At 62.5% G+C, this 12989-nt stretch carries 16 protein-coding genes; 12 read left to right on the top strand and 4 right to left on the bottom strand.

What is annotated here, in order from left to right:
* Positions 1–43: 43 nt before the first annotated feature.
* Positions 44–817: a PspA/IM30 family protein gene (locus DXY03_RS10400; protein WP_115010354.1), complete on the bottom strand. Its 774-nt coding sequence runs from the start codon at positions 815–817 to the stop codon at positions 44–46.
* 64 nt (positions 818–881) lie between these two features.
* On the opposite strand from DXY03_RS10400, the gene DXY03_RS10395 reads away from it, so the two are divergent.
* Positions 882–1403, top strand: coding sequence for a DciA family protein (locus DXY03_RS10395; RefSeq protein ID WP_115010353.1), 522 nt, complete (start codon positions 882–884; stop codon positions 1401–1403).
* An 11-nt stretch (positions 1404–1414) separates the two neighbouring features.
* Here the strand turns inward: DXY03_RS10395 and DXY03_RS10390 are convergent, their stop codons facing one another.
* From DXY03_RS10390 to DXY03_RS10380, 3 genes are read right to left on the bottom strand one after another with little or no spacing between them, the layout of a single operon-like run.
* Positions 1415–3256 (bottom strand): glycosyltransferase family 39 protein, encoded by a 1842-nt coding sequence (locus tag DXY03_RS10390; RefSeq protein ID WP_115010352.1) that lies wholly within the window; start codon positions 3254–3256, stop codon positions 1415–1417.
* Positions 3231–4340, bottom strand: a complete 1110-nt coding sequence (locus DXY03_RS10385; RefSeq protein ID WP_115010351.1) for a glycosyltransferase — start codon at positions 4338–4340, stop codon at positions 3231–3233. Before DXY03_RS10385 ends, DXY03_RS10390 begins: the two co-directional genes overlap by 26 nt.
* The gene (locus tag DXY03_RS10380; protein WP_114988229.1) at positions 4337–5278 is read right to left on the bottom strand and encodes a DMT family transporter; all 942 of its coding nucleotides are present in this window, start codon (positions 5276–5278) and stop codon (positions 4337–4339) included. The genes DXY03_RS10385 and DXY03_RS10380 overlap by 4 nt, the downstream gene beginning before the upstream one ends.
* 53 nt (positions 5279–5331) lie before the next feature.
* Between DXY03_RS10380 and sppA the strand changes: the two genes are divergently transcribed.
* The 11 genes from sppA to serS all read left to right on the top strand — a co-directional run bounded on the left by sppA (position 5332) and on the right by serS (position 12978).
* Positions 5332–6144 carry a signal peptide peptidase SppA gene (gene sppA / locus DXY03_RS10375; protein ID WP_115010417.1) on the top strand — a complete coding sequence of 271 codons (813 nt, stop codon included), beginning with the start codon at positions 5332–5334 and terminating at the stop codon, positions 6142–6144.
* Positions 6141–6524: a chorismate mutase gene (gene aroH / locus DXY03_RS10370; RefSeq protein ID WP_115010350.1), complete on the top strand. Its 384-nt coding sequence runs from the start codon at positions 6141–6143 to the stop codon at positions 6522–6524. Before sppA ends, aroH begins: the two co-directional genes overlap by 4 nt.
* 75 nt (positions 6525–6599) lie before the next feature.
* Complete coding sequence (locus DXY03_RS10365; protein ID WP_115010349.1) at positions 6600–7175, top strand: DUF2808 domain-containing protein; 576 nt, start codon at positions 6600–6602, stop codon at positions 7173–7175.
* Between the two features lie 46 nt (positions 7176–7221).
* Positions 7222–7359, top strand: a complete 138-nt coding sequence (gene rpmH, locus DXY03_RS10360; protein WP_011363584.1) for a 50S ribosomal protein L34 — start codon at positions 7222–7224, stop codon at positions 7357–7359.
* Between the two features lie 61 nt (positions 7360–7420).
* Entirely contained in the window at positions 7421–7807 is a 387-nt protein-coding gene (locus DXY03_RS10355; protein ID WP_115010348.1) for a ribonuclease P protein component, read from the top strand.
* Positions 7804–8211 (top strand): PH domain-containing protein, encoded by a 408-nt coding sequence (locus tag DXY03_RS10350; RefSeq protein WP_114988225.1) that lies wholly within the window; start codon positions 7804–7806, stop codon positions 8209–8211. The genes DXY03_RS10355 and DXY03_RS10350 overlap by 4 nt, the downstream gene beginning before the upstream one ends.
* A gap of 56 nt (positions 8212–8267) precedes the next feature.
* A complete protein-coding gene (yidC, locus tag DXY03_RS10345) occupies positions 8268–9398 on the top strand; it encodes a membrane protein insertase YidC (protein ID WP_114988224.1) in 1131 nt (376 codons plus the stop codon).
* Positions 9395–9931, top strand: a complete 537-nt coding sequence (locus DXY03_RS10340; protein ID WP_115010347.1) for a DUF177 domain-containing protein — start codon at positions 9395–9397, stop codon at positions 9929–9931. Before yidC ends, DXY03_RS10340 begins: the two co-directional genes overlap by 4 nt.
* Positions 9928–11418: an AAA family ATPase gene (locus DXY03_RS10335; RefSeq protein ID WP_115010346.1), complete on the top strand. Its 1491-nt coding sequence runs from the start codon at positions 9928–9930 to the stop codon at positions 11416–11418. The genes DXY03_RS10340 and DXY03_RS10335 overlap by 4 nt, the downstream gene beginning before the upstream one ends.
* 78 nt (positions 11419–11496) lie before the next feature.
* Positions 11497–11658, top strand: coding sequence for a hypothetical protein (locus DXY03_RS12380; RefSeq protein ID WP_006852120.1), 162 nt, complete (start codon positions 11497–11499; stop codon positions 11656–11658).
* A 42-nt stretch (positions 11659–11700) separates the two neighbouring features.
* Complete coding sequence (gene serS / locus DXY03_RS10330) at positions 11701–12978, top strand: serine--tRNA ligase (protein ID WP_115010345.1); 1278 nt, start codon at positions 11701–11703, stop codon at positions 12976–12978.
* Positions 12979–12989 lie beyond the last annotated feature (11 nt).

Genomic DNA, 12989 nt, shown 5'->3' with positions numbered 1-12989 from the left:
CTGAACTGATCCTATGGAAAGCCGGACGACTTTCCTGGGTTGATCAGAGCTTGTCGATGGATCGTTTCAAGTCTTCGAGTTCAGCATCCACCTCTTCCACCTGCACGGGCTTCACGGCCTCGGAGGTCTCAGATGCGGGAAGAGCAACGGCTTCCGGGCCTCCCTTCAGCTGAGCGCGCAACGCCTCGAGATCATCATCAACACCGCCACCGCTTTCCAAAGCCGCGAACTGACTCTCCAGATCAGATCCAGCCAGCTCAGCCGCAGCCTGGCCGGTGGCCTCCAGGGCCTCCACCTTTTCCTCCATCCGCTCGAAGGCCGCCATAGCGGAATCAGTGCCGATGCTGCCAACGGCACTTTGCAACTGCTGCTGGGCCTTGGCCGCCTGGGCCCTGGCCTTGAGCATGTCCTTCTTGGTCTTGGCCTCAGCGATCTTTCCTTCGAGGGCAACCAGACTCTTCTTGAGGGATTCCACCTGGCCGTCTTGGGCCTGCACCTGGGCCGTCAGCGAGGTTGCTGTCTCCTGGAACGTCTTGCGGCGGGTCAATGCTTCCCGAGCCAGGGATTCCTCACCCTTCTTCAACGCCAGCTCTGCACGCTCATACCAGGTCTTGGATTGAGCTGCAGCCTGCTCAGCCTGGCTGGTCAGTCGCTTCTGACTCGCGATCGCCATGGCAACCGCTTGACGCAACTTGACCAGATCCGCCTGCATGTCAGCGACGGATTGATCAAGGATCTTGGCCGGGTCCTCCATGCTGCTGACGGCAGCGTTGGCGTTGGCACGAACCAGCCTGCTCAGCCGATCAAAGAAACCCATGACTTGGCCTCAGACGCGCTGAGATTAGCGAGGTTCCTGCAGCAGTTCTGCCTAAGATCAACCCATGGCGGTTGCACCTGAATCCCAACGGCGTCGCCTTCCGGGCCTGGAGCTGCTGCAGTCAGCTGCGCCAGCACCGGCAGAACCCTTGAAAACCTGTCTTGGCGCACTTCAGAGGGAGTGGCGCAAGGACGACCATCTGGCAGCGCTCTGGCAGGACTGGCCGAGAGTTGCGGGAGCGCAACTGGCACCGCACTGCCGCCCCCTATCGCTGCAACGCGGGGTGCTGACCGTGGGAGCCAGCCATCCTCAATGGCGCCAGGCTCTCCTTTACAACAAGCCTCAACTGATCAGCGCCCTGCACCAAGCCGGCCACGCGGTGCGTGATCTGCGCATTCAGCAACACCACTCCCTCCAATCCCCAGTGCTGGAGAGCGAAGCCAGCATTTGGGCTCAGCATCCGAGCCGCACCGATGTGCACGGCATGGGGACATGCCCGGACTGCGGCCGACCAGCACCCAACGGAGAAATCAAGCTCTGGGGGCACTGCGGTTTTTGCCATCGCCAAACCTTGTCGCCCTCCTAAGGCGCTACAACTCAATACCGCTCCGGGCGCGGCTCCTCCCAGTCGGCATCGACGCCATCGGCCATCAGGGTTTGTGCCCGTTGCTCAAGGCGAGTGCGGTCCAGACGCCAAACGTCGTAGATCCCGATCTGTCCCAGCAGCTCAGGCTGCAGGTTCCTCCAATGATCCCGTTCTGCCGTTCCGCGATCGATCAGCACCAGCACGGTTCTGGAGGCACCGGGGCTCCCGAGGGGATATCCACTCCAGCCGCGTCGCTGTTCATGGGCCAGGCGATCCGCAATGTTGACCAACGCCCCATCGGATTGGCCTTCGTAAAGGATCACCTGGCCTGTGTAGAAGTGCAGCGAAGGCTTCATGACGCCAACCATGACCATGGGCTCTCCACGGCGCTGCTGCGACAACATCAGTGAGGCCGCGTCACGCACGGGCTGCTGACGCAGACGATCGGCGAGTTCGGCGATGGGAACCAGAGCCGTGAGATGAAATCCGAGCAGACAGCCCTGCATGGCCAGCAAGGCTTGAGCAGCAGCACGACGCTGAAGCAACAGACCGGCTCCAAGCACGGCTGCAGCGATGAACCAGACCGCAGCCCACTTCAACAAACCGCTGGCGAGTAAATCCACCGACAGCGTCGGCATCTCCGGATCCTCGATCAAGGGAACCCAGAGCGATCCCAGCCAGAACCCAGCAGCCAGGACGGCGATCAAGGCCAGGCAAGTTGCCCAGGCCATCCGTTGCCAGCGCGAAGAGCCCACCTCAGAGCCCACAGTGGCCTGGGCCACCAACAGGGCCGCCGCGGGGGTGGCGGGCAACCAATAACTCGGGAGCTTGGTGGCTGCGGTGGTGAACAGCAGCAGCACCGCCAACAGCCAGCACGCTGCGAATTGATGCAACGAATGCTCCGGAGCGATCCGAGATCGGGGCACCCGTGCCAGGCCAATCAGCAGGTAGGGCGTGAAGGGCAGGGCAGCCACGAGCATCACCGGGCCGAAAAACCACCAGGGCTGCAGGTGATTGTTCACCACGGAGGTGAAGCGTTGAAGGTTGTGGTAGCCGAAAAAGCTGTCCCAGAAGGGCTGTCCTTCCACCAGCAACTCCAGGGCATACCAGGGAAGGCTGATCAGAGCGGTGAGCAGCAACCCTGGCAGCGGGCGCAGCCGCTGCCAGGGTTGAACAAGATCCCGTCGCAACGCTCCGAACATCAGCAGAGCGAGACCAGACAGCACCACAGCAACAGGCCCCTTGGCCAGCACGGCGAATCCGAGAATCACCCAGGCTGGCCACCAGGCCACCTCTTGGGGGGCGGCAAAACGCCTCCACTGCAACAACAGGCTGAGACCCAACAGGCCACACAGCAGGGCATCACTCACTGCGGTGCGGCTCCAGACGAGCACCAGCGGCGAGAAGGCAAAGGCCAGCGGTGCGATCAGTGCCGTCAAACGCGGACGCGCATCGCCGGGGAACGGCCAGCGCAGCACCGTATCGGCGAGGCCAAGCATCAGTCCGAGCGTGGCCAGGGCGGAAGGAAGCCGTGCCGCCCAACTGCCGAGAGGATCCCAAACCTCGCGGCCGGGCAAGGCATAACCGAACCCCATCAGCCAGTACACCAGGGGCGGTTTGTCGTAACGGGGCAAGCCGTTCACCCGAGGCGTCAGCCAATCGCCGGTGTCAGCCATGGCCCGTCCGGCTGCGGCAAACAACGGCGGAGTTTCATCCACCACACCGGTGGATCCCAACCGCCAAAAGGTGATAACGAGTCCCAGGGTCAGCACAAGTGCCAGAACCTGGCGTCGCTGGCGTCCTGAAACATTGACCGACAAGGGACCCTCAGCTCCTGCGGTTGATGCTGACATCCGCCATCAGTCCTGTTCGAACCCACGCTTCAACACGCTGACTGAAGACCTCACAGGAGGCGTGCTCTTCAGCCCAGCTGCGGCAGAGGGAGCGCTCAATGCTGTCGACGCGCCGAAGCGCCTCCGTGAGGGCAGCAACATCGTCGGGCGGCACCAACCAGCCAGTGCGACCGGAACAAATCAGCTCCCCCGGTCCACCGCGGTCATAGGCGACGACCGGAACACCACAGGCCAGGGCTTCAACCACAACATTGCCGTAGGCCTCATTCCATTTCGGTGTGTTGATCAGAGCGCGGCAGTGGCCCATCTCCTGCTGCAGCTCCTGGGTCGATCGAAATCCACGCCAGTCGATCGTGCCCTTGGGAACACTCGACTCCACCTGCCGCGCATAGGCATCGTCCTCACGCAATCCCCAAACCAGAAGCTGTTCACCCAGGGCGGCAGCGGCAGCAGCAGCATCCTCCAGCCCCTTTTCCGGTGCGATGCGGCCCGCCCAACCCAGAGGGCCATTGGTCTGCCCTTGAAAGGTGTAGTTGCTGAGATCAAATCCGTTGCCCACAACACTGGGCGGAGAAGGCAGCCGGAAATCAGCGGCCTGGCGGTGGGTGTGAAAAGCAAGGCGACGGGAATCCCAGGCGGCGACGGCTTCGATCACATCGCGCATCACCGCAGCCACATCCCCCATGCTCACGAGATGAAAGAGCCTGGCGCTGACCCGTTGCGTCAGCCACAGCGGCAGCCAGTCGTAGCCACCGTTGATCACGGCGGCGGCGGACTGACCCACATCGAGCGCGGCCTCCCAGAGAGCCGGCAGAAGCCCATTACGGGGAATTTCGACCGGCGCATGCTCGGCGGCGTGCTGCCAGCTGGGCTGGTTCACACCCTCCACCTCCAGCAACTCAACTCCGCTGCAGTCGACGGGGAGCGTGGAGCCCTTGGCGGCCACAACCGTGACCCTGTGGCCACGCCGTACCAACCCCTGCACCAAGGATCGGAGGGTGAGCTCCACACCTCCACCCTCGCCACTACCGAGGGCCCCGATGGGCGTGTTGACGATGACGAGGTGAAGCGGCGACTCCGTCATGAGGAGGGGTCCGCAAGCGGTAGCGGCTCCCAGAACCGGCGACGTTGACTCACAAAGATCACCGACACGAGCACCATCACAACACCGATCCACTGGAGCAGATCAAGGCGCTCTCCCAGCAACCAACCACCGGTGGCCAAGGCAAACACAGGGGTGAGAAATCCAAGGCTGCTGAAACTGGTGAGATCGCGCTGATTGGCGAACCAGAAGAACAATCCGTAGGCCAGGGCGCTTCCGAGCAAACTTGCGTACCCCATGCGCGCCCAGTCCGTTGCCGTCCAGACCAAGCCGGCATCCGTGCGCTGCAGGGCATGAACCCCGAGCAAGGGAAGTCCCCCCAGCACCATGTGCCAGGCCGTAACGCTGACCGGATCACTGTGGCGTGAGGCAAAGCGAATCAACACCGTCCCAGCTGCCATGGCGACGGCCGCAAGCAACATCCAGCCCTCACCGGGCTGAAACAACTGCTGCACCACCGGCGGGTCAGCCAGCAACCACCAATGTCCCAACAGCTCAGCCGGTAGGCCTATGCAGACGATTCCAGCCAAACCGATGGCCAGCCCCATCCAGCCGATGGGATTGATCGACTCCATGAACAACGCGCGTGCCATCAGGGCCACCAACAGAGGTTGGCAATCAATCAGGACGGAACCGAGACCCGCGCCTGTGCCCTCCAACCCCCGCGCCAACAGCCCTTGAAACAAGGTGGCATCCACCAGGGTGAACAGGAGGAACCAAGGCCGATCACGGGAATCTATCGCCAGGCCTCGGCCGGTGCACTGGCCCCAGAGCAGAAGAGCCAAACCGGCGGGCACAAGGCGCAAGCCAGCAACCAGCCAAGGCCCTGCGCTGGCGAGCAATGGGGCCATGGCGGTCATCGCCGTTCCCCAGAGCGCGAAGGGCAACACCATCAGAAACCAGAGTCGCAACGACGGCATGGATGGGCGCTGGGGTGCTCTTTTTAAGATCTGGAGCGATGCAGATGCGCAACATGATCTGGCCCTGGCGGCGAAAATCCCGACGACGGATGGCGCGCATCGTTGTTGATGGCCCCATCACCGGTGCCACGCGGAAGCGGGTGCTCAAAGCGCTGCGGGAGGTGAAGCAAAGGGAATTTCCAGCACTGCTGCTGCGCATTGACAGCCCCGGCGGCACGGTCGGAGACAGCCAGGAGATTCATGCAGCCCTGCTGCGGCTCCGGGAACAGGGCTGTCGTGTGGTAGCCAGCTTCGGCAACATCTCCGCCTCCGGCGGCGTCTACATCGGTGTGGCTGCGGAGAAAATCGTCGCCAATCCCGGCACGATCACCGGTTCCATCGGGGTGATCCTGCGGGGCAACGACCTCTCGCGGGTGTTCGAAAAGATCGGGATTCGCTTCGACACGGTGAAGAGCGGCCCGTTCAAGGACATCCTTTCCCCGGATCGTCCGCTGAGCGATGCCGAACGTGCGTTGCTTCAGGAGCTGATCGACAGCAGCTATGGCCAGTTCGTTGGTGTTGTGGCGCAGGGACGAAACCTTGAGCTGGAAACGGTGAAGCGCTTCGCCGATGGACGGGTGTTCAGCGGAGAACAGGCACAGGCGCTGGGCTTGGTGGATGAACTCGGCGACGAAGACCATGCCCGTCGCCTCGCGGCGCAGCTGGCCGATCTCGATGCGGACGACATTCGCCCCGTCACCCTGGGCAAGCAACGCCGCAAGCTCAGTGGCCTGCTGCCTGGGTCCCAGCTCCTGCATCAACTGCAGCAGCGACTCTCGATTGAATTGATGGGGAGCGGTCAGGTGCTTTGGCTGTACCGCCCATGACCAGCTCACCCCTTGTTCTGAGAGGCCTGCGCGGGGCCACCACCTGCACGGAGAACAGCACGGAGGCCATCCATGCGGCGGTCAGCGCCCTGATGGACGCCCTTGTCGATGGCAATGGTCTGACCCCCGACCAGCTGGTGTCGGTGACCTTCTCGGTCACAGCCGATCTCGACGCCTGTTTCCCGGCGGCCATTGCACGACGGCGGCCCGGCTGGGACACGGTGGCTTTGCTGGATTGCCAGCAAATGGCTGTTCAAGGCGACCTCCCCCGCTGCATCCGTGTTCTGGCCCACGCCTGGATCCCACAGGACCAGCTACCCGTGCATCCTTATCAGGGCGACGCCCAGCGGCTCCGTCCAGACAGATCTGGTCACAACTGACAGATCAGCCTCCGACCCCTGAGATCACCGCCCACTGGTTGGACTCAGGAGAATCCCATCATCAAGATTCTTCCCATGGCCCGTTCCACCATCAGACGCTTGCTTGCTGGAGCCGGAACCGCTGCAGCTCTGTTGATGGGCTCAGCACTCACCGGAACTCCCGAGCAGATCGCCCACGCCCAGGGCACACCGGGGCTGATGGAATTCCGCTGGGACAACGACCGGGACTACCGGAAGCTGTACTACTACCAAACCTCCAGCAACGAAAACGACCGCTCGGAGTGGTACCTCACCCTGCGCGAAAAGGACCGCAAGACCGCGATTCTCAAACTCACCGTCACCGTTCCGGACTACTTCGACTCCAAGCTCAAGCCCCACCGCATGCGCATTTGCCGCACCAGCGTTGGCAGCATGATGAGCCGGAGCAAGTGTCTCGAAGAGATCCCGGCGGTGATCGAGGTCAACAAAGACCAAACAGAAATCGTGGTCTTCCCCGACACGCCGCTGCCTTCAGACGGGGACTACTCGCTTCACATCAAGCTGTTCAACCCCCAGGGGAATCGCATGTATCAGTTCAACGCCCTGGTGCAGGCCCCCGGAGATGTGCCGATGTCCAGCTACCGCGGCAGCTGGCTGATCGATGTGGACTGACTGATAAAATCCCAGATTCAGATCGGCCGGTAGCCAGGAGACGTCCATGACCAAGCGCACCCTCGGGGGAACAAACCGCAAGAGGAAGCGCGTCTCGGGTTTCCGTGTACGGATGCGCTCCCACACCGGCCGTCGTGTGATCCGCACGCGCCGCAAGCGCGGCCGCGCCCGCCTCGCCGCTTGACGGTGTGGGATGAATCCAGAGGATTCATCCCAGATTCGACATCCCCAAACAGGATTGGTTGATGGTCCTTCCCGCCTCCATGCGATTGCGCGGGCATCGATGCTTCAACCGTTTGCACCGGTCCTCCAAGCGCCAACACGGAACCTTGATGGTTCTGCGCGTCGCTGCAGGTGATTCCAATCTGCTTCGCCGGGAGTTGCGGGGCATCCAGGAAAGAACCTGCCGCTGCGCCCTAGTGATCAGCAACAAGGTGAGCAAGCGTTCCGTTAAGCGGAACCGCCTCAGGAGGCTTCTGCACGACCACCTGCGTCGACGTTTTGAACAACGAAACGATCTGGCGGGCCGGTGGTTGCTGATCAGCCTTCGCCCGGAAGCCGCGGAAGCCGAACCCACACAGTTGCTCGAAGAATGCGACAGTCTTCTGATAAGCGCCGGACTGGATCCATGACCAGCATTCAGGAAGATGTCCACTACGACGGTGGACCAGCCCGCGGGGATCTGATCTTCAACATCCTGCTTGGCTTCACGCTGATCGGTCTTCCCTTCACCATCGGAGCTGTTGTTCGGGCCCTTTGGCTTCGCTTCCGCATCACCAGTCGCCGCATCTCGGTGACGGGGGGCTGGATGGGCAAAGACAAAACCCAGGTGGTGTATTCACAGATCAGCGAAGTGCGCACCGTGCCCCGGGGCTTCGGTGCCTGGGGAGACATGGTGTTAGTGCTCAAGGACGGCGCCAGGCTCGAACTGCGCTCGATGCCCCGATTCCGGGAAGTTGAGGCCTACATCCTCGAACGCATCAGCAGCCGTGCGGCCAAAGCTCAAGAGAAAACCACTGAAGGTTTCGCCGCCTGAGTGCAGTTGTTCATGCACACTGGCCTCACAACATCCCGCCCCCCCGTTTCTTCAACGTGATCGGATACATCTCCGACAACCTGCTGATTCCAATCCTGGACTTCTTCTACGGGTTGGTTCCGAGCTATGGCCTGGCCATCGTCGCCCTCACCCTCGTGATCCGGATCGCGCTCTACCCCCTGAGCGCAGGATCGATTCGCAGCGCTCGGCGCATGCGCATCGCCCAACCGGTGATTCAGAAACGTCAGGCTGAGATCAAAAGCCGATATGCCAACAATCCTCAGAAACAGCAGGAGGAGCTGGGCAATGTGATGAAGGAATTCGGCAGCCCCCTGGCGGGATGCCTGCCGCTGCTGGTGCAGATGCCGATCCTGTTTGCACTGTTTGCAACCCTGCGGGGGTCACCGTTCGCCGATGTCCCTTACACCTTGAACATGAAGGTGTTGCCGGCCGACCAGATCGCTGCCGTTGAACCCAAACCCTTCAACAGCGCCAGCCATTCCATCTTCATCGGTGAAACCGACCACGTGCCGGTGATCGCCAGCCTGCCGAGGGGCACCAAGATCGGCGTTGGCGACAGCGCCACCGTGAACCTTCATACGAAAGACGGTCGCGCCTTCAGCGACGTGCTCACGGATGTTGAGAACCCTGGACGCTTCTCCCCCACATGGGCAGTGACCAAAGGTGATGACATCGTCAGCGTCAGCGAGGACGGCACGATCACGGCACTCGCCTCCGGTGACGCCACCGTTGAAGCGAAGATTCCGGGCCTGGCAGCCCGTAGCGGCTTCCTGTTCATTAAAGCCCTGGGCCAGGTCGGCTTTTATGCCGACGGTGCCATCAACTGGGACATCGCCATTCTCGTTGCCGGCTTCGGCATCACCCTGTTCATCTCCCAACTGCTGTCTGGCATGGGCATGCCTGCCAACCCTCAGCAGGCCACGGCCAACAAAATCACTCCGGTGATGATCACGGGGATGTTCTTGTTCTTCCCACTCCCCGCCGGCGTTCTGCTCTACATGCTGATCGCCAACATCTTCCAAGGCCTGCAGACCTTCATCCTCACCAAAGAGGCACTGCCCGACAACCTGCAGAAAATTCTGGATCAGCAAATGGCCCAGAAAACAGTGACGGTCTCTGCCACCTCAGGCGGCTCACGCCTGCCCTTTGAACCGAAGGGCAAGTGATCGAGGCACTGGAGCCTGTTCCCCTCCAGGAGCTCCGGGCCCTCGGCACCGCGAAAGTCTGGGAGGTTGAGGGTGAGCTGGATGAGCTCCCCTCACTCACACCAGTGCGAGGCCATGTTTCCGCAGAGCACCGCGGCAACGTCTTGGCGGTTGAGGGGAGACTCAACACGATCGTCACTCTCTGCTGCGATCGCTGCCTGAATCAGTTCAATCAGAAGCTCAGCTGCACGCCTTCCGAGCTGATCTGGCTGGGAGACGAGCAACCGACGGCCGACGAGCTGGAGCTTTCCGGAGAGGTGGCCGAGATGGAAGGGCTGGTGGATGTTCTCGATCCACGCGGTCAATTTGACCCCCAGCAATGGGCCTTCGAACAACTCAACCTGCTGTTGCCGGTCGTCAACCACTGCGGTGACCACTGCCCAGGCCCACCCGGCCTCCAGCAGCAGCCCGTGATCCCAGACACCAAGACAAAGGCTGTGGATCCCCGCTGGCAGGCCCTGCAGCAGCTTCAGCAGCAGATCGATCAGCCATGAGCAGTGCCACCTGGGGACATCAGATCGACCTTCTGGTGCGGGCGCGCACACCCCTGATCTGGGTGCGGAGCAATGAGGAAGCCCGGGTGGAGAGCCTGCTGGGAGAGGCTGCTCAGCGGCTTGCACGCCAGCTGGTCTGCTGGAATTTCATCGATGGCATCAGCGGGCCGGTGAATGCCGATGGCCAGGGGAGCCGTCAACCGATGGCCATGCTGCAGTGGCTTCAGCAACGGGATGCGGGCAGCCCAACCCTTCTGCTCGCCAAGGATTTTCATCGTTTTTGCGATGACCCGGGCGTTGCCCGGATGCTGCGCAATCTCGAAGTATCCCTGCGCAGCACCCCGCACACCCTGGTGTTGTGCTGCGGGCAATGGACACCCCCCAGCGATCTGGAAGAAAGCCTCACGCTTCTTGATCTCCCCCTTCCCGACAACGACGACCTGCGCCGTCTGATCAGCAGCATCGGCACTAGCAGCGGCAGCCCACTGCCAGCTCCTGTCCTGGATGAATTGGCTCAGGCCTGCAGCGGGCTCAGCGAGATGCGTGTTCGCCAGGTGGCCGCCCGGGCCCTGGCCCGCCGTGGCCAGTTGGGATCTGAGGATCTGCAGGACGTTCTGGACGAAAAACGCCAGACGATTGCCCGCAGTGAAGTGCTGGAGTTCTGTCGCAGCGATGCGGGCACCGAAGCCATCGGAGGCCTCGATGGTCTCAAGACCTGGCTGAACCAACGGCACCGGGCCTTCTCGGAAGATGCACGGCGTTTCGGACTGCCTCTGCCCCGTGGCGTCCTGCTCGTGGGTCCTCAAGGCACCGGCAAATCACTCACGGCCAAGGCCATTGCCTGCAGTTGGTCGATGCCACTGTTGCGGCTGGATGTGGGGCGGCTGTTCGCGGGTTTGGTGGGGGCCAGCGAGGCACGCACCCGCGAGATGATCCAACGGGCTGAAGCCATGGCACCCTGCGTGCTCTGGATCGATGAGATCGACAAGGGCTTCGGCGGGGATGGCCGCAGTGACGGCGGCACAACCCAGCGGGTTCTGGCCAACGTGCTCACCTGGATGGCGGAGAAACAGTCACCGGTGTTCGTGGTGGCCACCGCCAACGGCGTTGAGAAGCTGCCACCGGAGCTGCTGCGCAAGGGACGTTTCGATGAGATCTTCATGCTCGATCTGCCCAGCAGCGCTGAGCGCCACAGCATTCTTGAGCTGCATCTGGAACGGAGACGACCGGGGCTGAAGCTTCCCCTGGAGACGGTGGTAAGCCGCAGTGAGGGCTTCTCAGGTGCCGAGCTGGAGCAGACCGTGATCGAAGCGATGCACCTGGCCTTTGCCGACAACCGTGAGTTGATGGAGCCTGATCTGATTGGAGCGGCCTCCCAGCTCATCCCCCTCTCCCGCACCGCCAGCGAACAACTCGAGCGGCTGAAACAGTGGGCTGACGGCGGCCGTGCCCGCCCCGCCTCTGTTGCTGCAGGTAACGAAGCCTGACGCGGCGTAACGAACACCCGCCTTGAGTAAGGCGCTGGCCGGCGCGCTCCCTACGGTCCCAACAACAGCAGGACCAACGTGGAGAGCCGCAACGACATCGCCACTCAGCTCTGCGTGGCCTGCCTTGGTGCCGGTGTGATCACGACCATGGCCGTCGCCCAGGGGCAAAGCCCCCTCACCGCCCTTGGCATCACCCTGTTCTCGGGCATCGCGGCGGTGATGGTCGGCCAGGTGCTCTGAAACGGACTGCCATAGGCTGCCGGCGCTGACGCCCCTGAAACCGTGCTCGATCAGCGCCTTGTGCGTGACAACCCCGAAACGATCGCCCAGCAACTGGGGCGTCGAGGTAAGGCTGTTGATCTCACCAAACTGCAGTTGATTGCCCAGCAGCAGCGCGATCTGGAGCAACAACGCAGCAACCTGCAGGCGGAAGGAAACCGGATCGGCAAGGAAGTCGGCCAACGCATCAATTCGGGCGCTGATCCCAAAGGCGACGAGGTCGCCGAACTCCGCCAACAGGGCAATGCCATCAAGCAGAAGGTGGCGGTGCTGGAGGAAGAAGAGAAGCAGCTCTCCAGTGAGCTCAAGCAGCAGCTGCTGGGGTTCCCCAACCTCCCCTCAGAGGCCTGTCCTGATGGGCGCAGCGAAGACGACAACGTTGAAGTGCGCCGCTGGGGTACCCCCCGGGTTGATGACAGCCTCGACGAGCACTGGCAGATCGCTGAGCGGTTACAGCTGTTCGACACCGAACGCTCCGTCCGCATTGCGCAGAGCCGTTTTGTCACGCTGATGGGCCAGGGGGCACGGCTGGAGCGTGGCCTGATCAATTTCATGCTCGACCTCCACACGAGCAAGGGCTACCGCGAGGTGCTGCCCCCTGTGCTGGTGAACAGCGCCAGCCTCACCGGATCAGGACAACTGCCCAAGTTCGCTGAGGAAAGCTTCCGTTGCGCGGAGGACGACCTCTGGCTGACACCGACCGCTGAGGTGCCCGTGACCTCCCTGCACCGGGACGAAATCATCCCGGCAGATCAACTGCCCCTGCGCTACGCCGCCTACAGCCCCTGCTTCCGCCGTGAGGCCGGCAGCTACGGCCGCGACACCCGTGGCCTGATCCGCCTGCACCAATTCAACAAGGTGGAGCTGTACTGGTTTGTGCACCCCGATCACTCCGAAGAGGCGCACCAACAGATCACGGCCGATGCAGAGGCCGTGCTTCAGGCGCTGGAGCTGCCCTATCGGGTCTTGGACCTCTGCACCGCCGACCTCGGCTTTTCCGCCCGCCGGACCTACGACCTCGAGGTTTGGCTGCCGGGAGCAGGGGCTTACCGGGAAATCTCCAGTTGCAGCGTCTGTGGCGATTTCCAGGCACGACGGTCCTCCATTCGCACCAAGGAGGGCAAGGCCACAAAGTTGGTTCACACCCTGAACGGCAGTGGCCTGGCCGTCGGCAGAACCATGGCGGCCCTGTTGGAGAACGGCCAACAGCCCGACGGCAGCGTCCTGCTGCCCAAAGCGCTGGTGCCCTACGTCGGCCGCGAGCGACTCCAGCCAGAATGATCCGACTGGAC

Source organism: Synechococcus sp. N5 (assembly GCF_900473925.1).
Lineage (GTDB): Bacteria > Cyanobacteriota > Cyanobacteriia > PCC-6307 > Cyanobiaceae > Parasynechococcus.
The sequence above is the reverse complement of the archived record's forward strand: the minus strand, read 5'-3'. Positions and strand labels throughout refer to the sequence as shown.

Coding starts and splice junctions, on each gene's coding strand:
- DXY03_RS10400 (WP_115010354.1), bottom strand. CDS start 817: ATGGGTTTCTTTGATCGGCTGAGCAGGCTGGTTCGTGCCAACGCCAAC.
- DXY03_RS10395 (WP_115010353.1), top strand. CDS start 882: ATGGCGGTTGCACCTGAATCCCAACGGCGTCGCCTTCCGGGCCTGGAG.
- DXY03_RS10390 (WP_115010352.1), bottom strand. CDS start 3,256: ATGTCAGCATCAACCGCAGGAGCTGAGGGTCCCTTGTCGGTCAATGTT.
- DXY03_RS10385 (WP_115010351.1), bottom strand. CDS start 4,340: ATGACGGAGTCGCCGCTTCACCTCGTCATCGTCAACACGCCCATCGGG.
- DXY03_RS10380 (WP_114988229.1), bottom strand. CDS start 5,278: ATGCCGTCGTTGCGACTCTGGTTTCTGATGGTGTTGCCCTTCGCGCTC.
- sppA (WP_115010417.1), top strand. CDS start 5,332: ATGATCTGGCCCTGGCGGCGAAAATCCCGACGACGGATGGCGCGCATC.
- aroH (WP_115010350.1), top strand. CDS start 6,141: ATGACCAGCTCACCCCTTGTTCTGAGAGGCCTGCGCGGGGCCACCACC.
- DXY03_RS10365 (WP_115010349.1), top strand. CDS start 6,600: ATGGCCCGTTCCACCATCAGACGCTTGCTTGCTGGAGCCGGAACCGCT.
- rpmH (WP_011363584.1), top strand. CDS start 7,222: ATGACCAAGCGCACCCTCGGGGGAACAAACCGCAAGAGGAAGCGCGTC.
- DXY03_RS10355 (WP_115010348.1), top strand. CDS start 7,421: ATGGTCCTTCCCGCCTCCATGCGATTGCGCGGGCATCGATGCTTCAAC.
- DXY03_RS10350 (WP_114988225.1), top strand. CDS start 7,804: ATGACCAGCATTCAGGAAGATGTCCACTACGACGGTGGACCAGCCCGC.
- DXY03_RS10335 (WP_115010346.1), top strand. CDS start 9,928: ATGAGCAGTGCCACCTGGGGACATCAGATCGACCTTCTGGTGCGGGCG.